Origin of the sequence: Pseudomonas sp. lyk4-R2A-8 (assembly GCF_030209095.1) — a bacterium.
Taxonomy (GTDB): Bacteria; Pseudomonadota; Gammaproteobacteria; order Pseudomonadales; family Pseudomonadaceae; genus Aquipseudomonas; species Aquipseudomonas quebecensis.
Genome location: NZ_JARVSS010000005.1, coordinates 23,833 through 49,329, shown reverse-complemented (window position 1 = coordinate 49,329; position 25,497 = coordinate 23,833). Strand labels below are relative to the sequence as shown.

Sequence of the window (25,497 nt, the reverse complement as noted above, 5' to 3'; positions counted from 1 at the left end):
GTTAACCCCTCATTGCCTGGAATGCAAAGCCTCTGATCGAAAACCGCTAGTCGGGAGGTGGAGCGGCGACTATTATGCGCGCCTTCGAATTCAGCCTCTACAAGGCGCAAACCCATGCTAGTACTGGGACTTGAAACCTCCTGCGACGAAACCGGCGTCGCCCTTTACGACAGTGAACGCGGGCTTCTGGCCGATGCACTGTTCAGTCAGATCGACCTGCACCGCGCCTATGGCGGCGTGGTGCCGGAGCTCGCCAGCCGTGATCACGTCAAGCGCATGCTGCCGTTGATTCGCCAGGTGCTGGATGAGGCCGGTTGCGTGCCCACCGAGATCGATGCGATTGCCTACACGGCCGGCCCCGGATTGGTCGGAGCCCTGCTGGTTGGGGCCTCTTGCGCCCAGGCGCTGGCATTCGCCTGGGGCATTCCGGCACTCGGTGTGCACCATATGGAAGGTCATTTACTGGCACCCATGTTGGAAAAAACACCGCCACAGTTCCCGTTCGTCGCTTTGTTGGTGTCGGGCGGGCATACGCAGCTGGTTCAGGTGGATGGCATCGGCCAATACACGCTGCTCGGCGAGTCCCTGGATGACGCGGCCGGCGAAGCCTTTGACAAGACTGCCAAGATGATGGGCCTCAATTACCCCGGCGGTCCGGAGATCGCACGCCTCGCCGAAAAGGGCGTCGCCGGCCGCTACACCTTCCCGCGCCCGATGTGCGATCGCCCAGGCCTGATGTTCAGCTTCAGCGGCCTGAAAACCTCCGCACTCAACACCTGGCAGCAAAGCCTCGGCGCCGGGGACGACAGCGAGCAAGTCCGTTGCGACATCGCACTGGCGTTCCAGCAGGCCGTGGTGGAGACTTTGACCATCAAGTGCAAGCGCGCCCTCAAGCAGGCGGGCATGAAGCGTCTGGTGATCGCCGGCGGCGTCAGCGCCAACAAGGCGTTGCGCAGTTCCCTGGAGAAAATGCTCGGCGATATGAACGGCGATGTGTTCTATGCCCGACCTGAATTCTGCACGGATAACGGCGCGATGATCGCCTACGCCGGTTGTCAGCGGTTACAGGCGGGGCAGCATGAAAGCCTGGCGATCAGCGTGCAGGCGCGTTGGCCGATGGAGCAGCTGTCGCCGTTGTAGGACACGAGGTGCGTCGGTATTTAAAAATGCCGTTCGCGCCCGGCAAACAGGTCGCGTAGATTGCCGCGATGGCGCCAGACGATCAGCAGCGTCAGCACGCTCATGGGTAACAGCGCCGCCGGCTCCTGCCAGGCCAGCAGTGGCAGGGTCAGGGGCGTGGCGATCAGCGCGGCCAGCGAGCTGGTGCGGGTCAAGTAAAACGTCAGCAGCCAGGCCAGTACGGCCAGCAGCGCGGCGGGTGGGTAGATCCCCAGCAGCATGCCGGCCGCCGTGGCGACGCCTTTGCCGCCGCGAAAGCGAAAGTACAATGGAAACAGATGGCCGAGGACGGCGCATACGCCCACCCAGGCCTGCTGTTGCAGGGTGAGGCCGGCGAGGCTGGCGATCAGCACGGGTAACAAGCCTTTGCAGACGTCGCCCAGCAACGTCAGTACGGCGAGCTTCTTGCCGGCCAGGCGCAGCATATTGGTAGCGCCGGCATTGCCGGAGCCACCCATTCGCGGATCGGGGTTACCCGTCAGGCGGCTGAGCAAAATGGCGAAGGACAGCGAGCCGAGCAGGTAGGCGAGAATCGCCAGTGACCAAAACATGCTAACTATTCCGGGCGAGGACGCCCTGATTCTAACGGGGCATCGCGCCCTTGTCGTGCTGCGGAGAAGAGTGCTTGGACAGAGTGTTTATCGAAGGCCTGGAAGTCGACACCGTGATCGGGGCCTACGACTGGGAGCGCGGGATCCGACAATGCCTGCGTCTGGACCTGAGCTTCGCCTGGGATAACCGCCCGGCCGCGGCCGGCGACGACCTGACCCTGGCGCTGGACTACGCGAGCGTGTCTGCGCGCATCCAGGCGTTCGCGGAGCAATCCCAATACCAGTTGGTGGAAACGTTTGCCGAGCGCCTGGCTGAAGTGCTGATGCGCGAGTTCAACATTCCCTGGCTGCGCCTCAAATTGACCAAGCCCGGCGCCGTGCCGGCCGCCAAGGGTGTCGGTGTGGAGATCGAGCGCGGATGTCGCTAACTCAGGTTTACCTTGGTCTTGGCAGCAACATCGAGCGTGAGCGCCACTTGCGCGCGGGGCTGGACGCGCTGGCGAGTCTGCTGGTGGACATACGCTGTTCGGCGGTGTTCGAGAGTCAGCCGGTTGGCATCAAGAGCGGGCCGTTCTTCAATTTGGTGGTGTCGGCGTATACCGATCTGGCGTTGATGGAACTGGATCGTCGGTTGAAGTTGATCGAGGCGGATAACGGCCGCTATGCACCGGACCGCAAAGGCTTGCCGCTGGATATCGATGTGCTGCTGTATGGCGAGCTGGTGGGTAACTTTGACGGTTTGGTGCTGCCACGGGCAGAGATCCTGAAAAACGCCTTTGTGTTATGGCCGTTGTCGTTGATGGCGCCGGATCGCATGCACCCTGAGGCGGGCAAGACAATGGCCCACTTATGGCGCGATGCGCACATTGATCAGGTGCTGGCCCCCGTCCCGTTCGAATGGCAGGGCCAGCAGCTCACGCCGAGTGGGTTGTTATAACGCGCACTTTTCCTTGTAGGCCTTGAGTGCCTTGAGCCTTTCCCGCTTGAGCGCTTCGCCCAGTTCCGGACCTTTGAAACCTTTCTCCAGCAGCGGCGCTACGGCCACGCCGCGCGCTGCCTGCGCTGCACCGCGCAAATAATCGGCCTGTGGATAACTGCGCTGCTCCAGGCCTTTGCGGCCACGCGCGTCCATTTCACAGGCAACCACGAACTCCTCGAAGCGCTGCGGCCGGCGATACACGTCAAAACTCTGCAACAACTCCAGCAGCGTCGAGGCCTTCAGCTCCAATGCGCGATGGCCGTGGGTGTGATACTGGCCGACCAGCAGCGCCAGTTCCTGGCAGTCCCTTGGCACTTTGAAGCGCTCATTGACCGCCTTGATCAGCTTCAAACCCCTGTGTTCATGGGCAATATGCTGCGGCAACTTATCCACAGGCGTCAGGCCTTTACCCAGGTCGTGCAGCAGGCAAGCCCAGCGTACGGTCAGCGGTTGCCGATGCACGGCGGCCTGTTCCAGCACGCTTAGGGTGTGCACGCCCGTATCGATTTCAGGGTGGTGTGCCACGGGTTGCGGCACGCCGAACAGCGCATCGATTTCTGGCATCAGGGTTTTCAACGCATTGCAGTCGCGTAACACCTGAATAAATACCTGAGGTTGATCTTCCATCAGTGCGCGAGAGATTTCTTTCCAACTGCGTTCGGGCGTCAGGGCCTCCAGTTCGCCGGATTCGCTGAGTTGGCGCATCAACTCGAGGGTTTCCGGCGCCACTGTGAAACCCAGGTGTGCATAACGCGCGGCAAAACGCGCGACTCTGAGTACGCGCAACGGATCTTCGGCAAACGCCGGGGATACATGCCGGAGTATGCGGGCTTGCAGGTCTTGTTGGCCGTGATAGGGGTCGGTCAGGTTGCCGTCATCGTCTTGCGCCATGGCATTGATAGTCAGGTCGCGCCGAATCAGGTCTTCCTCCAGCGTAACGTCTGGGCTTGCATGGAATACAAAGCCGCCGTAACCCTTGCCGCTCTTGCGTTCGGTGCGGGCGAGGGCGTATTCATCGCCGTTTTTCGGGTCCAGGAACACCGGGAAATCAGCCCCGACCGGCTTGAAACCCTTGGCGAGCATTTCTTCAGTGGTCGCGCCGACAACGACGCGGTCGATGTCAGTAACGTCGATGCCCAGCAAGCGGTCGCGCACCGCGCCACCAACTTTATAGATTTTCATGAAAAAGCCTCCATTAGCGGCACAGGATAACGCCTGTCCCTGGCCAATGGAGGCTTTGCTGTTTCACAGATGGACGACGGCCATGTCCAGGCGACCGTAGTCATTATCGTTGTGGTCGCTGCGCGGCGGAACATGATGAGTCTTCATCACCTGATCGCCCTGCAGGGTTTCCAAGTGAATATCGAAGCCCCACAGGCGATGCAGGTGCTTGAGCACTTCCTCGGTGGAGTCCCCCAGGGGTTTGCGATCATGTTGCTGATGACGCAGGGTCAGCGAGCGGTCGCCGCGCACATCGATGCTGTAGATCTGCACGTTGGGTTCGCGATTGCCCAGGTTGTATTGCGCGGCCAGCGTCTCGCGAATAATGCGATAGCCCGGTTCATCATGGATGGCCGGTACCACCAGGTCGTCCTTGAGGTCGTCATCGAGAATGCTGAACAACTTCAGGTCACGGATCACCTTGGGCGACAGGTACTGCAGGATGAAGCTCTCGTCCTTGAAGCTGCTCATGGCGAACTTGATGGTGGACAGCCAGTCGCTGCCAGCGATTTCCGGGAACCAACGGCGGTCCTCCTCGGTGGGGTTTTCGCACATGCGCCGAATATCGCGGTACATCGCAAACCCCAGGGCGTAGGGGTTTATACCGTTGTAATACGGGCTGTCGAAACCTGGCTGGAACACGACACTGGTGTGGGACGTGAGGAACTCCATCATGAAGCCGTCGGTGACCAGGCCTTCGTCGTACAAGTCGTTCATCAGGGTGTAGTGCCAGAAGGTGGCCCACCCCTCGTTCATCACCTGGGTCTGGCGCTGCGGGTAAAAATACTGGGCAATTTTGCGCACGATTCGCACAATCTCGCGCTGCCACGGCTCCAGCAGCGGAGCGTGCTTTTCCAGAAAATACAGAATGTTTTCCTGAGGTTCGGCGGGGAAGCGTGCATTATCCTTGTCGTTGTGTTTACCGGCGCGCTTGGGGATGGTGCGCCACAGGTCATTAATCTGTTTCTGCAGGTGTTCTTCGCGCTCTTTCTGACGCAGGCGTTCTTCTTCGGCGGAAATCGGGTAAGGGCGTTTGTAGCGGTCGACCCCGTAATTCATCAGCGCGTGGCAGGAGTCGAGCAGGTCTTCCACCGCGTCGATGCCATGGCGCTCTTCGCATTGCATGATGTACTGCTTGGCGAACACCAGGTAATCAATGATCGAACTGGCGTCGGTCCAGGTGCGGAACAGGTAATTGCCTTTGAAAAAGCTGTTATGCCCATAGCAGGCATGGGCGACCACCAGTGCCTGCATGCAGATGGTGTTTTCCTCCATCAGGTAGGCGATGCACGGGTCTGAGTTGATCACGATTTCGTAAGCCAGGCCCATCTGGCCGCGGCTGTAGGATTTTTCGGTGCTGAGGAAGTGCTTGCCGTAGGACCAATGGTGATAGCCCAGGGGCATGCCGACCGAGGCATAGGCGTCCATCATCTGCTCGGCGGTGATTACCTCAATCTGGTTGGGGTAAGTGTCCAGGGCATAACCCGCCGCGATACGGCTGATTTCCCGGTCATAGGCCTGGATCAGTTCGAAGGTCCATTCGGACCCGGTGGAAATGGGTTGGCGCTTAGTCTCTTTTTTGGCGGTCATGTCACTAACCTGCGCTGGAAGAGTTCACGGAAGACCGGATAGATATCGCCGGCCGAGACCAGTTGTTGCTGGGCGAACGTGTCGGCGAAGGCTTCGCCGATACGCTCGTATTCGAACCACAGGGCCTGGTGCTCCCGAGGGGTGATTTCGACATAGGTGTAGTACTGCACGAACGGCATGATCTGGTTGATCAAAATGTCGCGGCAGATCGGCGAATCGTCGTTCCAGTTGTCGCCGTCGGAGGCTTGGGCTGCGTAGATGTTCCATTCGTTGGCGGGGTAACGTTCAGCCATGATCTCCTGCATCAGTTTCAAGGCACTGGAGACGATGGTGCCGCCGGTTTCGCGCGAGTAGAAAAACTCCTCTTCGTCCACCTCCCGTGCGCTGGTGTGGTGACGGATGAAAACTACGTCGATCTTGTCGTAATTGCGCTTGAGGAACAGGTACAGCAGGATAAAGAAGCGTTTGGCGATGTCTTTGGTGGCCTGGGTCATGGATCCGGACACATCCATCAGGCAGAACATCACTGCCTTTGAGCTGGGGTTGGGTTGCTTGACCAGCAGGTTGTATTTCAGGTCGAAGGTATCGAGGAACGGCACGCGGCGAATCCGCGCGCTGAGTTTTTCGATTTCCGTCTCGATTTCCTGGATATCGCCGAAGTTATCCGGTTCTTCGCGCTTTAACCGCGCCAACTCTTCCTTGGCCTGTTTGAGCTTGGCGCGGCTGCTGCCCGATAGGGCAATACGCCGGGCGTGGGCCGAGCGCAGGGTTCGGATGATATTGATCCGCGAAGGGTTGCCTTCGTTGCTGATGCCGGCGCGCACCGTCTTGAAGGTGTCGGTGCCCGTGAGATTGCGTTTAACCAGATTGGGCAACTCCAGGTCCTCGAACATGAATTCGAGGAATTCTTCCTGGGTGATCTGGAACACAAACTCATCCATGCCCTCGCCGGAATTACCGGCCTTGCCCGGCCCCTTGCCGCCACCCCCACTTGGAGGGCGCTGGATATGCTCGCCTGTGGTGAACTCCTTGTTGCCGGGATGCACGACGGTCTGTTTGCCGCCCCGGCCGTGGTGCAGCACCGGCTCGTCGATGTCGCGTCCGGGAATGCTGATTTGTTCGCCATGCTCCATGTCGGTGATGGAGCGGCGGCTGACGGCCTCTTCCACCGCCTTTTTGATGTGGTCACGGTAACGCCGCAGGAAACGCTGGCGGTTTACCGTGCTCTTGTTCTTGCCATTGAGGCGTCGGTCGATCACATAGCTCATGGGGCCCCTCCGGGGAGCTTCAAGTCGTGAGCTTCAAGCCGCAAGGCAGAACCCGCTGACGGGCTCTGTCGCTTTTCCCTTGCCGCTTGTCGCTAGAAGCTTACAGCTGCTTCTCTCACTGCGATTTCCGAACCCGCAGGTACCATTCCGAAAGAAGGCGTACCTGTTTGTCGGTGTAGCCACGCTCGACCATTCGAGTAACGAAGTCGTTGTGTTTTTGCTGGTCCTCCTTGCTGGCCTTGGCGTTGAAGCTGATAACCGGCAGCAGATCCTCGGTGTTGGAGAACATTTTTTTCTCGATCACCACCCGCAGCTTTTCGTAGCTGAGCCAGGTCGGATTCTTGCCGTTATTGTTGGCGCGGGCACGCAACACGAAGTTGACGATTTCGTTGCGGAAATCCTTCGGATTACTGATACCTGCCGGTTTCTCGATTTTTTCCAGTTCCTCGTTGAGGGCTACGCGGTTGAGAATCTCGCCGGTTTCCGGGTCGCGGTATTCCTGGTCCTGAATCCAGAAATCTGCATACAGCACGTAGCGGTCGAAGATGTTCTGGCCGTATTCGCTGTAAGACTCCAGGTACGCGGTTTGGATTTCCTTGCCGATAAACTCGATATAGCGCGGTGCCAGGTATTCCTTGAGGAATCGCAGGTAACGCTCGCGGGTCTCGGCCTGGAACTGTTCCTGTTCGATCTGCTGCTCCAGCACATAAAGCAGGTGCACCGGGTTGGCGGCAATTTCGTGGGGGTCGAAGTTGAACACTTTGGACAGGATCTTGAACGCAAAACGCGTCGACAGGCCGTTCATGCCCTCGTCCACGCCGGCGGAGTCGCGATATTCCTGAATCGACTTGGCCTTGGGGTCGGTGTCCTTGAGGTTTTCGCCGTCGTACACGCGCATCTTGGAGTAGATATTCGAGTTTTCCGGTTCTTTCAAGCGCGACAGCACGGTGAATTGAGCGAGCATTTTCAAGGTGTCGGGCGCGCAATGGGCCTTGGACAGGGAGCTGTTGAACAGCAATTTGTCATAGATCTTGATTTCATCACTGACCCGCAGGCAGTACGGTACCTTGACGATGTAGATCCGATCGATGAACGCCTCGTTGTTCTTGTTGTTGCGGAAGGTGTGCCATTCCGATTCGTTGGAGTGGGCCAGCAGGATCCCGGTGAACGGAATCGCCCCCAGGCCTTCGGTGCTGTTGTAGTTGCCTTCCTGAGTGGCGGTCAGCAGTGGGTGCAGCACCTTGATCGGTGCCTTGAACATTTCCACGAACTCCATCAGGCCTTGGTTGGCCCGGCACAATGCGCCCGAGTAACTGTAGGCGTCGGCGTCGTTCTGCGGGAATTCTTCGAGTTTGCGGATATCGACTTTACCGACCAGCGCCGAAATATCCTGATTGTTCTCGTCGCCCGGTTCGGTCTTGGCCACGCCGATCTGGTTGAGGATCGACGGGTAGAGTTTCACCACGCGGAACTGACTGATATCACCGCCAAACTCCGCCAGGCGCTTGGTAGCCCAGGGCGACATGATGGTGTTGAGGTAGCGCCGTGGAATGCCGAAGTCCTCTTCGAGAATCGCGCCGTCTTCCGTGGCGTTGAACAGGCCCAGGGGCGACTCGAAAACGGGTGAGCCCTTGATAGCGTAGAAGGGCACCTTCTCGATCAACTGTTTGAGTTTTTCGGCCAGGGACGACTTACCGCCGCCGACGGGGCCGAGCAGGTAGAGGATCTGTTTCTTCTCTTCCAGGCCTTGGGCGGCATGGCGGAAGTAGGAAACGATCTGGTCGATGCATTCTTCCATGCCGTGGAAGTCTTCAAAGGCCGGATAGCGGCGGATCACCTTGTTGGAGAATATTCGTGACAGGCGCGAATTATTCGAGGTGTCTACCAGCTCCGGCTCGCCGATCGCCAGCAGCAGGCGTTCGGCAGCGGATGCGTAGGCGCTTCGGTCCTGTTTGCACAGGTCGAGATACTCCTGAAGCGTGAGTTCTTCCTGCTGTGTGGACGCGAAGCGTTGTTGGAAGTGGCTAAAAATACTCATGACGTCGTCACCTCGCTCGATACGTGGAGCCGACGCCGGATCAATCAGTTGATGCTGGCAACCATTGACGATCGCCAATGGTTGTTTTCCCCCCAGAACACCCTGAAACGCTACCGATGACCCGCACGCCGGTGTACCGGCTCTCCCCTGATTCGGATGGCCTGCGCTTAAGGATAGTTCGGAATCGGAGAGGTCAAGGTGCGAGACGTAATTAGTTTGCCCGCGCCGTTCGTCAGAAACGGCGCGAGCCCAAGTGACACGCGGGGTGGCGGGGTGTGAAAAAAATTATTGCGAGTCGCCTGATGCGATTTCTGCAGGAAAGGTCGCACGCCATAGCTCAAATCCGCCATCCAGGCTGTAGACGTCCGAGAAGCCCTGGCTGACCAGATAGGCGGCTGCGCTCTGGCTGGAGTTGCCGTGGTAGCAGGCCACGATCAGCGGTGCGTCAAGGTCGGCGGCGCGAATGAAATCGGCGATGTTGACGTTGTCCAGGTGCTGGGCACCAGTGATGTGGGCAGCGGCGTAAGTAGGCTGATCGCGGATATCGACCACCACTGCGCCTTGTTCGCGCAGGGCCTGGGCTTGTTCGGGAGGGATACGTTTGAATTCGCTCATGGCGGGCTCCTTGGGCGGGCGGCAAGCGGTGTCTAGCGCTTGGCGGCGGCCGGCTGTGTAACGGCAAGAGGGGGTGGGCACTGGCAGCGGTGGCGCTCGCCGGTGTCGATATTCATCAAGGTCATGGCGCCACCCCACACGCAGCCGGTGTCGAGGGCGAATACGCCGGGTTCATCGCAGTGGCCTTCCAGGGCCGCCCAGTGACCGAAGATGATCTTCGTGTCGCGGGTCTTGCGTTCCTTGTGGGCGAACCAGGGTTTATAGCCGGGCAGGGCGGTGTCGGCGCCTTCCTTGCTCTTGAGATCAAGTTTTCCTTCGGCGGTGCAGAAGCGCATGCGGGTGAAGTAATTGGTAATGACCCGCAGGCGAGCGACACCGGTGAGATCGTTATCCCACTTGACCGGCTCGTTACCGTACATACCGTCGAGGTAGGCGGTGTACAGGCTGTCGTCGGCGAGGGCGCATTCAACTTCGGCGGCACACTTGAGGGCTTTCTTCAGTGTCCATTGCGGCGCAATACCTGCATGGACCAGCGCGATATTGCGGCTTTCATCGTAATGCATGAGTTTTTGCCGACGTAGCCAGTCGAGCAGCTCGGCGCGGTCCGGTGCGTCGAGAATTTCCCGCAGGGTATCGCCCTTTTTCAGGCGTTCGATGTTATTCGCGGCGGCCAGCAGGTGCAGGTCATGATTGCCCAGAACACAGACCAACGAATTGCGCAGGCTATATAAGTAGCGCAGGGTCTGGAGTGACGCGGGGCCACGATTGACCAGGTCGCCCACCAGCCACAGGCGATCCTGCGCCGGGTCGAAGGCTACCCGTTCCAGCAGGCACTTGAGGGGCTCCAGGCAGCCTTGCAAATCCCCGACCGCATATGTCGCCATCAGTGCAGGGCTCCTGGCACGGCGAGCCGAAAAGGCTTGATCATGGCATCGAACACATGGCCATCGGTGGCTTTCATCTGATATGAGCCCTGCATGGTGCCGACCTTGGAGGTCATCACCGTGCCGCTGCTGTAGGTGTGGCTGGCGCCGCTGTCGATCAGTGGCTGCTGGCCGACGACGCCGGCGCCACGGACTTCTTCGACCTGGCCGTCACCGTCGGTGATCACCCAGTGGCGTGAGAGCAGTTTGGCCGGCACCAGCCCATTGTTTTTCACCGTGATGGTGTAGGCAAAGGCGAAGCGGTTTTGTTCAGGTTGCGATTGTTCCGCCAGGAAGCGGGTGACGACGCTGACGTCGATCTGGTAGCGAGGATCGGACATGCAAGAGGCCTTAAAAGCAAAAGCGGAAGACAGCAGATGCGGATCAGTCTAGGCCAAGAAGTGTGTACTAGGCCAGACATGCTGTCCGGCCTGGTGCACGGCAGGCTCAGTCCGCGGCTGGCGCAGGCTGGACGGCCAACTGGTCAGCCAGGCGCACGAACGCGGCCAGATCCAGTTGTTCGGGTCGCAGGCTGCCGTCGACGCCGGCGGCTTCGATCTCGGCGTTGCTCAACAGCGCCTTGAGCGTATTGCGCAGGGTTTTGCGCCGCTGGTTGAACGCCTCGCGTACGACGCGCTCAAGCAGTTTGTGATCCTTGGCCGGGTGTGGCAGCACTGCGTGGGGAACCAGGCGTACGATGGCCGAATCGACCTTCGGCGGCGGATTGAAGGCCCCCGGGCCGACGTTGAACAGATGTTCGACGCGGCAGTGGTATTGAACCATGATCGACAGGCGGCCCCAATCACCGCCGCCAGGGCCGGCAGCCAGGCGTTCCACCACTTCTTTTTGCAGCATGAAGTGCATGTCGCGGATGATCCCGGCGTTATTCAGCAGGTGGAAAATCAGCGGCGTGGAAATGTTGTACGGCAGGTTACCCACCACGCGCAGGCTGTTGGGCGCGGCGTTAAGGGTATTGAAGTCGAACTTCAGTGCATCGCCTTGATGCAGGTTGAAGTTGGGCTTACCGGCGAACTGCTGATTGAGGATCGGGATCAGGTCTTTGTCCAGTTCCACCACGTCCAGCTGCCCACCGCTGGCCAGCAGGCCTTGGGTCAATGCTCCCTGGCCCGGGCCGATTTCCAGCAGGCGATCTTCCGGCTTGGCATGAATAGAGCGCAGGATTCGGTCGATCACGCCAGCGTCGTGCAGGAAGTTTTGCCCGAAGCGCTTACGCGCCCGGTGTTGGTAATGCTCGGTCATATACGGGTCTCGGCCATCCGGTAGGCGGTTTCCAGGGCCACGTGCAGGCTGCCGGTATCGATCTTGCCGCTGCCCGCCAGGTCCAGGGCGGTGCCATGGTCGACGGAGGTACGAATGATCGGCAGGCCCAGGGTCACGTTGACGGCGGCGCCGAAGCCTTTGTATTTCAGCACCGGCAGCCCCTGGTCATGGTACATCGCCAGCACTGCATCGCAGTGCTCCAGATATTTGGGGGTAAACAGAGTGTCTGCGGGCAGCGGGCCGCGCAGGTCCATGCCTTCTTGGCGCAGACGCTCCAGGGTGGGTTCGATGATGTCGATTTCTTCATGGCCCAAGTGGCCACCTTCTCCGGCATGAGGGTTGAGCCCGCAGACCAGGATACGCGGTTGGGCAATGCCGAATTTGTGGCGCAGGTCGGCGTGCAGGATGCGAGTCACGCGCTCTATACGCTCGGCGGTGATGGCGTCGGCCACCTCGCGCAAGGGCAGGTGTGTGGTCACCAGCGCCACACGCAGGCCGCCCGTGGCCAGCATCATTACCACCTGCGCGGTGTGAGTCAGCTCGGCGAGAAACTCGGTGTGTCCGGAAAACGCGATGCCGGACTCGTTGATCACGCCCTTGTGCACCGGCGCGGTGATCATGCCGGCGAAGTCGCCGTCGAGGCAGCCTTGCCCGGCGCGAGTCAGGGTCTGTAACACAAATGCCGCGTTAGCCTTGTCCAGGCGACCCGCTACGACCTTGGCCTGCAGCGGGGTGTCCCACACGTACAGGCTGCCGGCGGGCGCGGGCGCGTCAGGCCAATTGCCCGGTGACGCATCCAACAGGGTGACAGCCACACCCAGCTGCGCGGCCCGCTCAACGAGCAGGCCACGGCTGGTAATGGCAATCAGGGGGTGTGGCTGAGGTTGCGAGGCGAGCAGCAGGCACAGGTCTGGACCGATGCCGGCGGGCTCGCCGGGAGTCACCGCGAAACGCTTTGGTTTCACTGGGCTGCCTGGTCGGTGCCTGTTGGTCCGGCGCCTGGCAGCTTGATTTCCACATAGGCTTCGTCACGGATCTGACGCAACCAGGTTTGCAGCTCTTCGTCGTATTTGCGGTTACGCAGCACGTTCAGAGCCTGTTGCTCGCGAGCCTGGCTGGTGTTGTCAGTGGCACGACGGCCAAGGACTTCCAGGACATGCCAGCCGTATTGCGTCTTGAACGGCTTGGACAACACGCCCTGCGGAGTATCGGCCATCACCTGCTGGAACTCTGGTACCAAGGCTTTCGGATCGATCCAGTTCAGGTCGCCGCCGTTGAGGGCAGAACCCGGATCTTCCGAGAAACTCTTGGCCAGGGTGGCGAAGTCTTCACCGTTCTGGATACGGTCGTAGATCTTCTCGGCCAGCTCCTTGGTTTGCGCTTCGCTACGGATTTCGCTTGGCTTGACCAGGATGTGGCGAACATGCACTTCGTCTTTCAACGACGTCTGGCCGCCACGGCGCTCGAGCAACTTGAGGATGATGAAACCGCCTGGCGTGCGAGCTGGCGGAGTAATGCCGCCCACTTCCATGGCGCTCAGTTCACGATCGAACGGAGGTGGCAATTGAGCGGCTTTACGCCAGCCCATATCACCGCCTTCAAGGGCGTTGTCACTGCCGGACTGGGCGATCGCCATTTGCGCGAAATCGGCACCGGCCTTGAGGCGATCATAAATCGCCTTGGTTTTGGCAGCTGCCGCATTGAGTTGTTCGGAGTTGGCGCTGTCCGGGGTCGGAATCAGGATATTGGCCAGGTGCAGCTCTTCGGAAAGCTGCATCTTGCCCAGGTCCGATGCCAGGAAGTTCTTCACTTCCTGCTCCGAAACCTGGACGCGCTCAGCGACGCGGCGCTGACGTACACGGCTGATGATCATTTCACGGCGGATCTGGTCACGGGCGTCCTCGTAGGACAAACCATCGTGAGCCAGCGCCGCGCGGAACTGGTCAATGCTCATGTTGTTGCGTTGGGCAATGGTGCCCACTGCCTGGTTCAACTCTTCGTCCGAGATACGGATGCCGGAGCGTTCGCCGATCTGCAATTGCAGGTTCTCGACGATCAGGCGTTCCAGCACCTGCTGGTCCAGCACGCTGGTAGGTGGCACACCGCCGCCACGCTTGGCGATGGTCTGCTGAACTTCCTTGACCCGTTGGTCGAGTTGGCTCTGCATGATCACGTCGTTATCGACAATGGCCACCACTTTGTCCAACTGTTGGACCGCCGCGTGTGCCGAGACGGTCCCCAGGAACAGCGCGCCCAGTACGAGCGGGCGCAGACAATCAGAAAGCTTGATCTTCACGTTCACGATAACCTTGAATGCCTTTGTCGAGGAAGCTCTCTACCTTGGCGCCGGTCAGGCCGCCGAGTCCTTTGAGGACGATCTGGAAGAAGAGCCCGTGGTCACCCTTTTCGTTAAGCGGGGCGAGCTGGGTATATTCGTCGTTGGAAACCCAGTAACGGTTGATGACACGCAATTTCCAGCAGCAGTTGTCGTATTCGAAACCACCAAAAGCTTCCAGGGTGCGGTTGCGGGCATAGTCATACTGCCAGCGGGTGATCAGGTTCCACTGCGGAATGATCGGCCACATCATCGAGAAGTCGTGTTGTTGGATTTTGTAGTAATCCTTCACGAAGTTCGGTTGACCTTGGGTGCCGTAGTCCCCGCCGAACTGCCACTTGCCGGTCAACTGGTTGTAAACCACCTGGTCGTTGCGATAGCGATAACCGAGGTTGACCACCTTGTTGGGGTTGTCTTCCGGTTGGTAGTGGAACATCGCACTGCCGGAGCGAGGACTGTGTTCTTCGGTGTCCCAGTTGTAGTCGGCAGTGGCGCGCCAGTCGCGGTTGAAGCGGAACTCGTAGTCCAGTGCAACAGGGGATATGTCTGTCTGGGAATCAGCACGGTCAGCGGCCAAGATACCTGGTAATTGAACCTCGCGGTCTTTGAAATAAAGTGCCTGGCCTACGCTTATGCGCTGCCGTTCGAGACCGTTTTCTTCAATCCAGCGGCTGGTTACACCCAAGGACAACTTGTTTTCATCACCGATACGGTCGTTACCGACAAACCGGTTATCTCGGAACAGCGACGCGTAGCTGAACGAGGTTTCCGCAGTATCGAAAATAGGTATGTCGTTCTGGTCTTTATTGGGCACATACAGATAGAACAAGCGAGGTTCGAGGGTTTGGGAGTAATTCTTACCAAACCATTGCGTCGACCGGTCGAAATAAAGACCGCTGTCAATGCTTGCGATGGGGATCGCTCGATCCTGAGAACTCGAGAACTTGCTGCCAGTGTAGCGAGTGTTGGCTGCCATAGCGGCATCCTGCGCCGCGATCAGGTCGTTTTGGCCTCGGCTGTCTAGATCCAGATCATATTTGGTGTAGACGTACTTGAGCTTGGGGGTAATAAAACCATACGTCCAGTTGAGTGGTAGCTCAACTGTGGGCGCTACGTTCAAACGGTTGCCATTGACGCGGTTCAACCCGGAAACATACTCATCCAATCGCTTATCTGGAACGCCATCCTCCCCCGTGAACGTACCTGTTTTTAGGTCACGGTCAAACCTTACGGCTTCAGTCTCATAGGAAAAATTTAAACCACCGGGATGGTACGGCAGTGCGCCACTGAATGTGATCTGCGGCAGTCTGTCATAAGGGGTGATCTGGGAGATAGTCGCCAATTGATAAGCTTGGAGGCTCAAGCGCGCTGTATATGTGTCGCCACGGTAGGTCAATGCACCTTGCTGGTTCAAGTAGTCCTGAGACTCCACCCCAATCTGGTTGCTTTTCAGATCCTGGAAGTAATAAGGATCGCTGATCCGGGTGTAATCCACCTGAGTCGACAACCGCGAATCCAACCCACCCTTATGCTGCCAATTGAGCATATAGCGGGTTTTCTCGTAATCGGTCTGCTTGCTGCGCTCGTCGTTGTCGTCGTTCAGGTATGCGCCGCCGAACTGACCTTCGCTGGCCTTGGTGAGGTAGCGGAATTCGCCTTCCATCAACAGGCCGCGCTTGGTCATGTATTGCGGGTACAACGTGGCGTCATAGTTTGGCGCCAGGTTGAAGTAGTACGGCGTGGTCAGCGTAAAGCCAGTCTCGCTGCCGGTGCTGAAGCTCGGCGGCAGGAAACCGGACTGACGACGATTGTCGATCGGGAAATAGATGTAAGGGGTGTACAGGATCGGGATGTTCTTGACCCGCAACGTCGCGTTGGTCGCCGTGCCGAAACCGGTGGCGGGGTTCAACGTAATGTTGTTGCCCTTGAGCTGCCAGGCGTTGCTGTCCGGCTCGCAGGTGGTGTACGTACCGTCCTTGAGACGGATGATCGCGTTTTCGGCACGCTTGGCGTACAGCGCGTTGCCGCGGATTCGCGACTTGTGCATCACATATTCGGCGTTGTCGATCTGCGCGGCGCCGGTGTCCAGTTGAACCTGGGCGTGGTCGCCGACGATCAGCGCACCGTTGTCACGCAGGCGCACGTTGCCGTTCAGCTCGCCACGGTTCTCGGCCTGGTACAGGCTGGCTTCCTGGGATTCGAGCTGCATGCTGCCCTGGCGCATGACGACATCACCGGCCAGGGTCGCGACTTGCGATTCCTGCTCGTAACGAGAGGCCTTGGCACCGATGAAGGTCGGCGCGTCGCTCTTGTTCGTCTTGTCGTTCATGCCCGGACGCGTCGGTTCGATGTACGCACCGCCGCAATACGGACCGGTTTCGGCCAATTGGGCTGCGGTCAGCTTGTCGCGCGGCACCCAATCCAGGTGGCTGTAGTCGGCGCTGCGCGAACGCAGGCCGCGGCCCTTGGCTTCGGTGACCAGTGCGGTCTTGGGCTCGGCCTCGGTGCTGCCACCCGCCTCGGCCTGTGCCGTGCTGTTGGCCGAGCTGACGGCAGCGCCGTCATGCACCGGACGCGGTGGTAGCGGGGCTGCGGCGGTTTTCGGCGCGCAATCCCAGGCACCCGAAGCAGAGACTGAGCAGTCATACTGTTCCGCGGCGACCACGAATGAGGTGGCGAAGGGTTGCATGGCCAGCAGACTGCCGGTTACCAGCAACGGAAATTTTCTACGAAACGCGGGGGATTTCAATGCCATCTTATTAGTCCGGGCTTCCTGCGTGCCATCTGCCCGCGGTGTGGGCCGCACGCCTCTCGATGGTCTGAAAAAGATGCGTGATAATAAAGCATGACCCGCTTGACGGCTAGCGCCGTCGGAGACCCTTGTAATGCCCGAGCAAGATCTACGTTTACAACAGCTGAAAGTCTGGCTGGATGAGCAGTTGCCGATCCTTTTCAACGCTCAGGACTGGGGCGTCGTACCCCCGGCCACATTGACCGCGGCCAGCAGCGACGCGAGTTTCAGGCGGTACTTTCGATGGGAGGGCGGTGGCCGGACTTTCGTGGTAATGGACGCGCCGCCCCCCCAGGAAAACTGCAAACCTTTCGTCGATATCGCCCATTTACTTGCGACGTCGGGCATAAATGTTCCAAAAATTTATGCGCAGGATCTGCCGCGAGGCTTTCTTTTGCTCAATGACCTGGGCACAAAAACCTACCTGGACGTGATCGACGAGCACAACGCCGATCAATTATTCGCCGACGCCATCGATGCCTTGCTGGCCTTCCAGCAGTTGCCAATGGATGCACCGCTGCCCAGTTACGACGTCGCCCTGCTGCGTCGCGAGTTGGAACTGTTTCCCGAGTGGTACGTGCGCCGCCACCTGGGTATCGACATGGATACCCAGCAACAGGCGCTCTGGCAGCGCGTCAGCGACCGGTTGATCGACAGCGCCCTGGCGCAGCCGAAGGTGCTGGTGCACCGCGACTACATGCCGCGCAACCTGATGATCAGCGAGCCGAACCCCGGCGTGCTGGATTTCCAGGATGCGGTCTACGGCCCGGTCACCTACGACATCACCTGCCTGTTCAAGGACGCCTTTCTCAGCTGGCCCCAGGCCCGTGTGCGGGCATGGCAGCGTGTTTATTGGGAGCGCGCCGTGCAACTGGGTATTCCGGTGCAGACGGATTTCAATGAGTTCCTGCGTGCCAGCGACCTGATGGGCGTGCAGCGCCACCTCAAGGTGATCGGTATTTTTGCGCGTATTTGCCATCGCGACGGCAAGCCTCGTTATCTGGCGGACGTGCCGCGCTTCTTCGCCTTTATAGAGGCGGTCTTGGCTGAGCGTTCGGAGCTGAGCGAACTCTCCGAATTGTTGACCAGCCTGCGCCAGCCCGCGGAGGCGGTGGTATGAAGGCCATGATCCTGGCCGCCGGCAAAGGCGAGCGGATGCGTCCGCTCACCTTGCACACGCCCAAGCCGCTGGTGCAGGCCGGCGGCAAACGCTTGATCGAGTATCACCTGGAGGCGCTGGCCAGGGCCGGTTTCACCGACATCGTGATCAACCATGCCTGGCTTGGCCAGCAGATCGAAAGCTACCTGGGCGACGGCGCGCAATTTGGTCTGCGCATCCGTTACTCCCCAGAAGGCGAGCCGCTGGAGACCGGCGGCGGGATTTTCCAGGCACTGCCTTTGTTAGGAGACGAACCCTTCCTGGTGGTCAATGGCGATATCTGGACCGATTACGACTTCAGCCGGCTCAAGCAGCCGCTCCAGGGCCTGGCGCACCTGGTCATGGTCGATAACCCGGCGCATCACCCGTCGGGTGGTGACTTCTACCTGGATCACAGTCTGCTTCATGATGCGGCGCCCGGTGCCGATAACCTGACCTTCAGTGGCATTTCCGTGCTCCACCCTCAGTTGTTCGCGGGTTGCAGCGCGGGTGCCTTCAAGCTGGCGCCGCTGTTGCGGGCGGCCATGGCGAAAGGTCAGGTAACGGGGGAGCACATGGCAGGACGCTGGATTGATGTCGGCACGCTGGAGCGCTTGGCGCAAGTCGAAACCCTGCTCACAGCGGGGCAGTAGCATGTTGTGGCCAGGGACGCTGATCGGCGCCGGGGCTGGCTATGCCATTGCCAGTATTCCGGGGGCTTTGTTAGGGGCGCTGTTGGGGCAGGCGCTGGATCGTCGCCTGCAACTGCACAGTTGGGCGCAGTTGCGCGAACGCTTGGGCGGCCGCCCGGCGTTACGCAATGACGAATTGCTGTTTGTGTTGTTGGGGCGGCTGGCCAAGAGCAATGGTCGCGTGGTGGACGGGCATATCCAGCAGGCGCGGCAAGAGATGCGCGCGCTGGACATGAGCGCATCGGCCCAGCGTCGGGCGATTGCGGCGTTCAACCGGGGCAAGTCCGGTTCTGACCGTGTGCGCAGGTACCTGCGCGTGCTCAAGGCTCAACCCCATGCCGCCGAAGGCGTATTGCGAGCGTGTTGGCGGATGGTCTGGGCGGACGGTCGCGCGGACGATGCGGAGCGCGATCTGATCAATCAATGGGGCCGCTGGCTCGGCTGGACACCGCAACAGCTCAAGGCTCTGGCCGCTGACTACACCCCCGAGCGCAAGCCGTTGGCGAACCGAGGCGCGAGTTATCAAGACGCCTTGCGCCTGCTCGGAGTAACGGCTACCACGGAACCGTCGGCGATCAAGCGTGCTTATCGCCGCCTGCTCAGCCGTCACCACCCGGACAAGATCGCCGGCACCGGCGCCAGCCCGGCGCAGGTGCGTGAAGCTACCGAACGCACGCGCGAGTTGCATAGCGCCTACGCATTGATTCGCGAACGCCGGGATTTTCGTTAGTCGCCGCCGTTCAAGGGAGTGCTGTTCTTCAATCTGTGTTGGCCTGGGGGCTTAACCAGCCGCGGATCCTGCGGTACAGCTGCTCCTGCTCGGCGGCGCTGTTGCCGGGCAGGGTCTTGAGCGACACCTGCTTATAGCCGTCATTCTTCAAACGCTTGGCCGCTTGCAGGCGGGCCAGGGCGTTTTTGCTGGCTTGCGGGATATCCTGATAGAAGACATCGGCGGTCGGCAGTTTCAAGCCTGGGGCCAGTTGCTGCACATCCGGCTGCCGGCCGTGGGGTGTCTTGGCGTCGACCATGACCAGTTTCTGCACCTGGGCCGGCTGCTTCTCGCTCAAGTAGCGCGCGGCCCACCAGGCCCCGGTGCCATGGCCGAGCAGTACCACGCTGCGTGCGCTCTGGGTCTGGGCGAACGCCACGGCGGCGTCGATGCGATCAAAGATACGCGACGCATCGGTTTTATCCTGCTCGTCGGCACCCGGAACCACCGAAGGGTCGGTGCCCTCGGCTTCGGCGCTGGCGGCTTGCTCGATGGGTTTGTCGGCGGTGCTGGCTTCCTTGCTGCTGGTGTCGACCGTGGCGTTGGGCGCTTCCATGACACGCGGCGGCAGCGTGTCTACGCTGACGTCCGGCAACGACAGGCTCAGGCTGCCCCAATTGGCGTCCGGCAATTTGCGGCGCAACGGGCCGATTGCCTGCGGCCAGTCAGCATTTTCACCGGCGCCCGGTACGATAATCACCAGACCTTCGGGTTCGGCGCTGTTGGCCGGTTTCCACAGGGCCAGGAAAGAATCGCTGCCTGCCTGTAATTGCTGTTGCTCCTGTTGCGGGATTTTGCGTTCCAGAGCGCTGGCCTCTGCCTGGCTGCGTTCGGGCAGAGGTTGGCGTTCCACGGGCTTTTCGGCTTCTGGCGTGGGAGCGTCAGCGGCCTGTACGGAAAAGGCACTGGTAAAAAGCAGCGACAGGCACAATGCTGGCAGTGCCGAGCGGTGGTGAAAGGGCATCGTTAATTCCCGGCCAGAAGTGATTCCAGCAGCCTAATGGGTTGGTCAGTATTTGTCAGTGATGTGAGACGTGGATCATGGGTTTTCGCTGTCTGCTGGTTATCGGCTGTTGGTGCGTTGCCTTGATGGCAAACGCCGCTCCCGCGTCTGCCGTCGGGCCGGCGCAGTTGACCGCGCAGCAGCGCGAATGGCTGGCGGCGCACCCGGAACTGCGAGTGGGTGTGGTGCTGCAAGCGCCTTATGCGCAATACGATCGGCGCCTGCAGCGCTTGTCCGGGGCCAACGTTGAGTTGATGCAGTGGCTGGCCAAGGCGCTGAATATCGAGCTGACCTGGCGCAATTTTCCCTCTCAGGAGCAGCTCGAAGAGGCTGTGCGCGAAGGTGAAGTGGACATCGCGCCCGGCCTGCAGCAAACCCCGGCCGGCCTGCGCCTGTGGTTGTTCAGCGACCCCTACATGCGCGTGCCCCAGCGTGTGGTCGGCATTCGCGAGGGCGGCGGTGCGGTGGAGCTGGAAAAACTCGATGATCAATCTCGCGTCGCGGTGCGCATGCCCAGCGCCGTGGCCGATTACCTGCGCAGCACGTACCCCAATCTGAATCTGCAAGGCGTGCCCATGGAGCGTCAGGCCCTGCAGTTGCTGGTCAGCCAGCAGGCGCGCTACGCCGTGGTGGATGAAGCGCAACTGAGCCGTTTATCAGCGGAGGCGGAATTCGCCGGGCTGGCGGTGGTGGGCGATATCGGCCTGCCGCAACTCTTGCGCGTGGCCACCCGCCGCGAATGGCCGCAGCTGGCCGGCATCATGGAAAGCGCGCTGCGCGCCATCCCCGCCCGTGACCTGGACCAACTGCACACCCGTTGGCTGCAGCCCCAATACCCTCGGCTGTCGCAATCTCCCGGGCTGTGGCAAAACCTCAGCCTGTTGCTGGGCCTGCTGCTGCTCGCCAGCCTGGCGGTGGTGGTCTGGCAGCGCCGCCACCAGCGCCAGCTGGAACACGATCTGCTGGCCGCCCGTGAAGAAAGCGCCGCCCGCGCCGCCGGTGCCCAGGCGTTACGGTTGACGCAGTTTTCCATCGATCAAAGCACTGTCGGCATTCTCTGGGTCAACTGGGACAGCCATGTACGCTATGCCAACCGGGCGGCCGAGACCATGCTCGGTTATGGCCCCGGCGCTTTGATCGAGCGACCGCTGGTCGACCTTGACCCCACGCTGGACATGGACCGCTGGCTCAACCTGTGGAAGCGCGCGCGGGCCAGCGAAGAGGGGCCGCAGAATTTCGCCACCGATTGTGTGCGCGCCGATGGCAGCATCCTGCCGGCTAACGTCTCCTTGAGTTTTGTACGCTTTGCCGACGCCGAATACCTGGTGGTCTACCTCAACGACGTCACCGAACTGCGCCGCACCCTGGCCGCCCTGTTGCAAAGCGAGGCGCAACTGCGCGAGCTGTCGGCCCACCTGGAAACCGTGCGCGAAGAAGAAAAGGCCCGCATCGCCCGGGAAGTACACGACGAACTCGGGCAGATGCTCACCGTGCTCAAGCTGGAAACCTCCATGTGCGAGCTGGCCTACGCGCAGTTGGACCCCGGCCTGCATGAGCGCTTGAACAGCATGAAGCGCCTGATCGCTCAGCTGTTCCAATTGGTGCGCGACGTGGCTACCGCGTTGCGCCCGCCGATTCTCGACGCAGGCATTGCCTCGGCCATCGAGTGGCAGGCCCGGCGCTTCGAAGCGCGCACGCACATTCCTTGCCTGGTGCAAGTGCCGGATAACCTGCCGGCGCTGAGCGACGCCAAGGCCGTCGGCCTGTTTCGCATCCTGCAAGAGGCACTGACCAATGTGATGCGCCATGCCCAGGCGCATACTGTGGAACTGAGCCTGGCGATCGAAGGTGCCGACCTGCGCCTGACCATCAGTGACGATGGTGTCGGCTTCGTTCCGGCCCAAGGTCGAGCGACCTCGTTCGGCCTGGTCGGCATGCGCGAGCGGGTGTTGATCATGGGCGGCCAACTGAGCCTGCACAGCGAGCAGGGGGAGGGCACCACCCTGAGCGTGACGGTGCCGTTGGATGCCTGACAATAAGAGGAAGCCCTTGTGATACGTGTACTGGTAGCCGAAGACCACACCATCGTCCGTGAAGGCATCAAGCAATTGATCGGCCTGGCCAAAGACCTGCAGGTGGTGGGGGAGGCGAGCAATGGCGAGCAGTTATTGGAGACGCTGCGCCACGTCGCCTGTGAGGTGGTGCTGCTGGACATCTCAATGCCCGGCGTCAATGGCCTGGAAGCGATTGCGCGGATTCGTGCATTGAACAACCCGCCGGCGATCCTGGTGCTGTCGATGCATGACGAAGCGCAGATGGCCGCGCGGGCCTTGAAGGTCGGCGCCGCCGGCTACGCCACCAAGGACAGTGATCCGGCGTTGCTGCTCACGGCGATTCGCAAGGTGGCGGCCGGCGGGCGTTATATCGACCCTGACCTGGCCGACCGGATGGTCTTCGAAGTCGGCCTCACCGATGCCCGCCCCCTGCATTCATTGCTTTCGGAGCGCGAGTTCTCGGTGTTCGAACGCCTGGCGCAGGGCGCCAATGTCAATGACATCGCCCAGCAACTGGCCCTCAGCAGCAAGACCATCAGCACCCACAAGGCGCGCCTGATGCAGAAGCTTAATATCACCTCCCTGGCCGAGCTGGTGCGGTACGCCATGGAACACAAGCTTCTGTAGCGGCATATCTATTTGCGACACCCCGCAAAACCGCGCCGCACCCATTCTTGCCGCTTGCAGCGGGGGTCTTGCCGCCGCACTGTCCGGTGCCCGCCATCGGTGTAGGGCGATCCCTACCCCCAACCTTCCAACCGGCTGATGTGATTCTCTCCTGGCCCCCGATTTCCGGGGCTTCGCGCCTGGACTACGCTTGTGCCACAGCAGTCCAAAATAAAAGGTGCGGGTATGAGCGAGGTGGATTCAAATGATGTGCTGGTCAGCTTTCGTGGCGTGCAGAAAAGCTACGACGGCGAGAACCTGATCGTCAAAGACCTCAACCTGGAGATTCGCAAGGGCGAGTTCCTCACCTTGCTTGGGCCTTCCGGCTCGGGCAAGACCACCAGCCTGATGATGCTCGCGGGTTTCGAAACACCGACCGCCGGTGAAATCCAGCTGGCCGGGCGCTCCATCAACAACGTGCCGCCGCATAAGCGCGATATCGGCATGGTGTTCCAGAATTACGCGTTGTTCCCACACATGACCGTTGCCGAGAACCTCGCATTCCCATTGTCGGTGCGCGGTTTGAGCAAGACCGACATCAGCGAGCGCGTCAAGCGCGTGCTCAGCATGGTCCAGCTCGACGCCTTCGCCCAGCGCTACCCGGCGCAGCTCTCCGGCGGTCAGCAACAGCGCGTGGCCTTGGCCCGGGCGCTGGTGTTCGAACCGCAACTGGTGCTGATGGACGAACCCCTCGGCGCACTCGACAAGCAACTGCGCGAACACATGCAGATGGAGATCAAGCACCTGCACCAGCGCCTCGGGGTGACCGTGGTGTACGTGACCCACGACCAGGGCGAAGCCTTGACCATGTCCGACCGCGTGGCGGTGTTCCACCAGGGCGAGATCCAGCAGATCGCCGCGCCGCGCACCCTGTATGAAGAGCCGAAGAATACCTTCGTGGCTAACTTCATTGGCGAAAACAACCGTCTCAACGGCCGCCTGCACAGCCGCAGCGGCGAACGTTGCGTGGTTGAGCTGGCGCGGGGCGAGAAGGTCGAGGCGCTGGCGGTGAACGTCGGCCAGGTCGGCGGCCCGGTGACGCTGTCGGTGCGCCCGGAACGCGTCAGCCTCAATGGCTCCAGCGAAAGCTGCGTCAATCGCTTCTCAGGGCGCGTGGCGGAGTTCATCTACCTGGGCGACCACGTGCGCGTGCGCCTGGAAGTCTGCGGCAAGACCGATTTTTTTGTGAAACAACCGATCGCCGAGCTGGACCCAGCCCTGGCCGTCGGCGACGTGGTACCGATTGGCTGGCAAGTCGAGCACGTTCGCGCACTCGACCCACTTCTAGAGGCGAATTGATCGCCCCCATGGCTTCACCAACCCTGCACGTGGAGAGAACAACAATGTTGAGATCCCTGAAGTATTCGGCCCTGGCAATTGGCTTGATGGGCGCAACGCATGCCATGGCCGGCCCGGACCTGACCGTCGTGTCGTTCGGCGGCGCGAACAAGGCGGCGCAGGTCAAGGCCTTCTACGCACCGTGGGAAAGCGCAGGCAACGGCAAGATCGTCGCCGGTGAATACAACGGTGAAATGGCCAAGGTCAAAGCCATGGTCGACACCAAAAGCGTGTCCTGGGACCTGGTGGAAGTGGAGTCGCCGGAACTGTCCCGTGGCTGTGACGAAGACATGTTCGAGCCCCTGGACCCGAAACTGTTTGGCAACACCGCCGACTACGTGAAGGGCGCGATCCAGCCGTGCGGGGTGGGCTTCTTCGTATGGTCGACGGTGCTCGCCTACAACGCTGACAAACTGACTTCGGCGCCAACCAGCTGGGCGGATTTCTGGGACACCAAGAAATTCCCGGGCAAGCGCGGCCTGCGCAAAGGCGCCAAATACACCCTGGAATTCGCGCTGATGGCCGACGGCGTTGCGCCGAAGGACGTCTACAAAGTGCTGGCCGGCAAAGATGGCCAGGACCGTGCGTTCAAGAAACTCGATGAACTCAAACCGTCGATTCAATGGTGGGAAGCCGGCGCACAACCGCCGCAGTACCTGGCCTCCGGTGACGTGGTGATGAGCTCGGCCTACAACGGTCGCATCGCCGCCGTGCAGAAAGAAAGCAACCTGAAAGTGGTGTGGAACGGCGGTATCTACGACTTCGACGCCTGGGCCATTCCAAAAGGCCTGGCCAAGGACCGTGCCGAAGCGGCGAAGAAATTCATCGCTTTCTCGGTCGCGCCGCAGCAGCAGAAGACCTACTCGGAAAACATCGCCTACGGCCCGGCCAATACCCAGGCCGTCCCGCTGCTGGCCAAGGACATCCTCAAGGACATGCCGACCACCCCGGAAAACATCGCCAACCAGGTGCAGATCGACGTGAGCTTCTGGGCGGATAACGGCGAGCAGCTTGAGCAGCGCTTCAATTCCTGGGCTGCCAAGTAACACCGCATAACCCTGTGGGA

The 25,497-nt window shown here is 60.5% G+C and carries 23 protein-coding genes; 10 read left to right on the top strand and 13 right to left on the bottom strand.

Annotation, left to right across the window (positions count from 1 at the left end):
• Positions 1–114 precede the first annotated feature (114 nt).
• Positions 115–1,140 carry a tRNA (adenosine(37)-N6)-threonylcarbamoyltransferase complex transferase subunit TsaD gene (gene tsaD / locus QRN10_RS06345; RefSeq protein ID WP_181080224.1) on the top strand — a complete coding sequence of 342 codons (1,026 nt, stop codon included), beginning with the start codon at positions 115–117 and terminating at the stop codon, positions 1,138–1,140.
• Between the two features lie 20 nt (positions 1,141–1,160).
• On the opposite strand, the gene plsY is transcribed toward tsaD, so the two are convergent.
• On the bottom strand, positions 1,161–1,730 hold the full coding sequence (gene plsY / locus QRN10_RS06340; protein WP_034101082.1) for a glycerol-3-phosphate 1-O-acyltransferase PlsY: 570 nt from the start codon (positions 1,728–1,730) through the stop codon (positions 1,161–1,163).
• Positions 1,731–1,804: 74 nt separating this feature from the next.
• Between plsY and folB the strand changes: the two genes are divergently transcribed.
• Together folB and folK are read left to right on the top strand one after the other, a co-directional pair.
• Positions 1,805–2,158, top strand: coding sequence for a dihydroneopterin aldolase (gene folB, locus QRN10_RS06335; protein ID WP_181080226.1), 354 nt, complete (start codon positions 1,805–1,807; stop codon positions 2,156–2,158).
• Positions 2,149–2,667: a 2-amino-4-hydroxy-6-hydroxymethyldihydropteridine diphosphokinase gene (gene folK, locus QRN10_RS06330; protein WP_285428028.1), complete on the top strand. Its 519-nt coding sequence runs from the start codon at positions 2,149–2,151 to the stop codon at positions 2,665–2,667. The genes folB and folK overlap by 10 nt, the downstream gene beginning before the upstream one ends.
• Here folK and QRN10_RS06325 read toward each other — a convergent pair.
• From QRN10_RS06325 to QRN10_RS06275, 11 genes are all read right to left on the bottom strand, one after another.
• Positions 2,662–3,891, bottom strand: a complete 1,230-nt coding sequence (locus tag QRN10_RS06325) for a multifunctional CCA addition/repair protein (protein WP_253509612.1) — start codon at positions 3,889–3,891, stop codon at positions 2,662–2,664. The two genes, folK and QRN10_RS06325, sit on opposite strands and share 6 nt — an antisense overlap.
• A gap of 63 nt (positions 3,892–3,954) precedes the next feature.
• Positions 3,955–5,520, bottom strand: coding sequence for a SpoVR family protein (locus tag QRN10_RS06320; RefSeq protein ID WP_285428027.1), 1,566 nt, complete (start codon positions 5,518–5,520; stop codon positions 3,955–3,957).
• The gene (locus QRN10_RS06315; RefSeq protein WP_266247075.1) at positions 5,517–6,788 is read right to left on the bottom strand and encodes a YeaH/YhbH family protein; all 1,272 of its coding nucleotides are present in this window, start codon (positions 6,786–6,788) and stop codon (positions 5,517–5,519) included. Before QRN10_RS06315 ends, QRN10_RS06320 begins: the two co-directional genes overlap by 4 nt.
• A gap of 115 nt (positions 6,789–6,903) precedes the next feature.
• The gene (locus QRN10_RS06310; RefSeq protein WP_181080231.1) at positions 6,904–8,826 is read right to left on the bottom strand and encodes a PrkA family serine protein kinase; all 1,923 of its coding nucleotides are present in this window, start codon (positions 8,824–8,826) and stop codon (positions 6,904–6,906) included.
• A 285-nt stretch (positions 8,827–9,111) separates the two neighbouring features.
• On the bottom strand, positions 9,112–9,441 hold the full coding sequence (glpE, locus tag QRN10_RS06305) for a thiosulfate sulfurtransferase GlpE (RefSeq protein WP_181080232.1): 330 nt from the start codon (positions 9,439–9,441) through the stop codon (positions 9,112–9,114).
• 32 nt (positions 9,442–9,473) lie between these two features.
• Complete coding sequence (locus QRN10_RS06300; RefSeq protein ID WP_181080233.1) at positions 9,474–10,325, bottom strand: symmetrical bis(5'-nucleosyl)-tetraphosphatase; 852 nt, start codon at positions 10,323–10,325, stop codon at positions 9,474–9,476.
• A complete protein-coding gene (gene apaG / locus QRN10_RS06295) occupies positions 10,325–10,705 on the bottom strand; it encodes a Co2+/Mg2+ efflux facilitator ApaG/CorD (protein ID WP_181080234.1) in 381 nt (126 codons plus the stop codon). The genes QRN10_RS06300 and apaG overlap by 1 nt, the downstream gene beginning before the upstream one ends.
• A 106-nt stretch (positions 10,706–10,811) precedes the next feature.
• Positions 10,812–11,624, bottom strand: coding sequence for a 16S rRNA (adenine(1518)-N(6)/adenine(1519)-N(6))-dimethyltransferase RsmA (gene rsmA / locus QRN10_RS06290; RefSeq protein ID WP_181080235.1), 813 nt, complete (start codon positions 11,622–11,624; stop codon positions 10,812–10,814).
• Positions 11,621–12,610, bottom strand: a complete 990-nt coding sequence (gene pdxA, locus QRN10_RS06285) for a 4-hydroxythreonine-4-phosphate dehydrogenase PdxA (RefSeq protein ID WP_181080236.1) — start codon at positions 12,608–12,610, stop codon at positions 11,621–11,623. The genes rsmA and pdxA overlap by 4 nt, the downstream gene beginning before the upstream one ends.
• The gene (locus tag QRN10_RS06280; protein WP_253509609.1) at positions 12,607–13,947 is read right to left on the bottom strand and encodes a peptidylprolyl isomerase; all 1,341 of its coding nucleotides are present in this window, start codon (positions 13,945–13,947) and stop codon (positions 12,607–12,609) included. The genes pdxA and QRN10_RS06280 overlap by 4 nt, the downstream gene beginning before the upstream one ends.
• The gene (locus tag QRN10_RS06275) at positions 13,922–16,735 is read right to left on the bottom strand and encodes an LPS-assembly protein LptD (RefSeq protein ID WP_285428025.1); all 2,814 of its coding nucleotides are present in this window, start codon (positions 16,733–16,735) and stop codon (positions 13,922–13,924) included. Before QRN10_RS06275 ends, QRN10_RS06280 begins: the two co-directional genes overlap by 26 nt.
• 130 nt (positions 16,736–16,865) lie before the next feature.
• Here QRN10_RS06275 and QRN10_RS06270 point away from each other — a divergent pair, with 130 nt between their 5' ends.
• From QRN10_RS06270 to QRN10_RS06260, 3 genes are read left to right on the top strand one after another with little or no spacing between them, the layout of a single operon-like run.
• Positions 16,866–17,891, top strand: a complete 1,026-nt coding sequence (locus QRN10_RS06270) for an aminoglycoside phosphotransferase family protein (protein WP_253509607.1) — start codon at positions 16,866–16,868, stop codon at positions 17,889–17,891.
• Positions 17,888–18,562: an N-acetylmuramate alpha-1-phosphate uridylyltransferase MurU gene (gene murU / locus QRN10_RS06265; RefSeq protein WP_285428024.1), complete on the top strand. Its 675-nt coding sequence runs from the start codon at positions 17,888–17,890 to the stop codon at positions 18,560–18,562. Before QRN10_RS06270 ends, murU begins: the two co-directional genes overlap by 4 nt.
• Position 18,563: 1 nt before the next feature.
• The gene (locus QRN10_RS06260) at positions 18,564–19,331 is read left to right on the top strand and encodes a TerB family tellurite resistance protein (RefSeq protein ID WP_266247062.1); all 768 of its coding nucleotides are present in this window, start codon (positions 18,564–18,566) and stop codon (positions 19,329–19,331) included.
• Between the two features lie 28 nt (positions 19,332–19,359).
• On the opposite strand, the gene QRN10_RS06255 is transcribed toward QRN10_RS06260, so the two are convergent.
• Positions 19,360–20,334 (bottom strand): alpha/beta hydrolase family protein, encoded by a 975-nt coding sequence (locus QRN10_RS06255; protein WP_285428023.1) that lies wholly within the window; start codon positions 20,332–20,334, stop codon positions 19,360–19,362.
• A gap of 77 nt (positions 20,335–20,411) precedes the next feature.
• Between QRN10_RS06255 and QRN10_RS06250 the strand changes: the two genes are divergently transcribed.
• The 4 genes from QRN10_RS06250 to QRN10_RS06235 all read left to right on the top strand — a co-directional run bounded on the left by QRN10_RS06250 (position 20,412) and on the right by QRN10_RS06235 (position 25,477).
• Positions 20,412–22,406: a PAS domain-containing sensor histidine kinase gene (locus tag QRN10_RS06250; protein WP_181080243.1), complete on the top strand. Its 1,995-nt coding sequence runs from the start codon at positions 20,412–20,414 to the stop codon at positions 22,404–22,406.
• A gap of 18 nt (positions 22,407–22,424) precedes the next feature.
• Positions 22,425–23,054 (top strand): response regulator, encoded by a 630-nt coding sequence (locus QRN10_RS06245; protein WP_034101058.1) that lies wholly within the window; start codon positions 22,425–22,427, stop codon positions 23,052–23,054.
• A gap of 225 nt (positions 23,055–23,279) precedes the next feature.
• Entirely contained in the window at positions 23,280–24,392 is a 1,113-nt protein-coding gene (locus tag QRN10_RS06240; RefSeq protein WP_040267156.1) for an ABC transporter ATP-binding protein, read from the top strand.
• A 44-nt stretch (positions 24,393–24,436) separates the two neighbouring features.
• Positions 24,437–25,477 (top strand): ABC transporter substrate-binding protein, encoded by a 1,041-nt coding sequence (locus tag QRN10_RS06235; protein WP_253509604.1) that lies wholly within the window; start codon positions 24,437–24,439, stop codon positions 25,475–25,477.
• The last annotated feature ends 20 nt before the right edge of the window (positions 25,478–25,497 follow it).

Excerpts from the sequence above, each read along its gene's own strand:
- folK (WP_285428028.1), top strand. The coding sequence starts at position 2,149 with ATGTCGCTAACTCAGGTTTACCTTGGTCTTGGCAGCAACATCGAGCGT.
- rsmA (WP_181080235.1), bottom strand. The coding sequence starts at position 11,624 with ATGACCGAGCATTACCAACACCGGGCGCGTAAGCGCTTCGGGCAAAAC.
- tsaD (WP_181080224.1), top strand. The coding sequence starts at position 115 with ATGCTAGTACTGGGACTTGAAACCTCCTGCGACGAAACCGGCGTCGCC.
- QRN10_RS06300 (WP_181080233.1), bottom strand. The coding sequence starts at position 10,325 with ATGGCGACATATGCGGTCGGGGATTTGCAAGGCTGCCTGGAGCCCCTC.
- QRN10_RS06250 (WP_181080243.1), top strand. The coding sequence starts at position 20,412 with ATGGGTTTTCGCTGTCTGCTGGTTATCGGCTGTTGGTGCGTTGCCTTG.
- glpE (WP_181080232.1), bottom strand. The coding sequence starts at position 9,441 with ATGAGCGAATTCAAACGTATCCCTCCCGAACAAGCCCAGGCCCTGCGC.
- QRN10_RS06310 (WP_181080231.1), bottom strand. The coding sequence starts at position 8,826 with ATGAGTATTTTTAGCCACTTCCAACAACGCTTCGCGTCCACACAGCAG.
- apaG (WP_181080234.1), bottom strand. The coding sequence starts at position 10,705 with ATGTCCGATCCTCGCTACCAGATCGACGTCAGCGTCGTCACCCGCTTC.
- murU (WP_285428024.1), top strand. The coding sequence starts at position 17,888 with ATGAAGGCCATGATCCTGGCCGCCGGCAAAGGCGAGCGGATGCGTCCG.
- QRN10_RS06325 (WP_253509612.1), bottom strand. The coding sequence starts at position 3,891 with ATGAAAATCTATAAAGTTGGTGGCGCGGTGCGCGACCGCTTGCTGGGC.
- QRN10_RS06315 (WP_266247075.1), bottom strand. The coding sequence starts at position 6,788 with ATGAGCTATGTGATCGACCGACGCCTCAATGGCAAGAACAAGAGCACG.
- QRN10_RS06260 (WP_266247062.1), top strand. The coding sequence starts at position 18,564 with ATGTTGTGGCCAGGGACGCTGATCGGCGCCGGGGCTGGCTATGCCATT.
- QRN10_RS06320 (WP_285428027.1), bottom strand. The coding sequence starts at position 5,520 with ATGACCGCCAAAAAAGAGACTAAGCGCCAACCCATTTCCACCGGGTCC.
- QRN10_RS06235 (WP_253509604.1), top strand. The coding sequence starts at position 24,437 with ATGTTGAGATCCCTGAAGTATTCGGCCCTGGCAATTGGCTTGATGGGC.
- QRN10_RS06255 (WP_285428023.1), bottom strand. The coding sequence starts at position 20,334 with ATGCCCTTTCACCACCGCTCGGCACTGCCAGCATTGTGCCTGTCGCTG.
- QRN10_RS06275 (WP_285428025.1), bottom strand. The coding sequence starts at position 16,735 with ATGGCATTGAAATCCCCCGCGTTTCGTAGAAAATTTCCGTTGCTGGTA.
- QRN10_RS06240 (WP_040267156.1), top strand. The coding sequence starts at position 23,280 with ATGAGCGAGGTGGATTCAAATGATGTGCTGGTCAGCTTTCGTGGCGTG.
- plsY (WP_034101082.1), bottom strand. The coding sequence starts at position 1,730 with ATGTTTTGGTCACTGGCGATTCTCGCCTACCTGCTCGGCTCGCTGTCC.
- QRN10_RS06270 (WP_253509607.1), top strand. The coding sequence starts at position 16,866 with ATGCCCGAGCAAGATCTACGTTTACAACAGCTGAAAGTCTGGCTGGAT.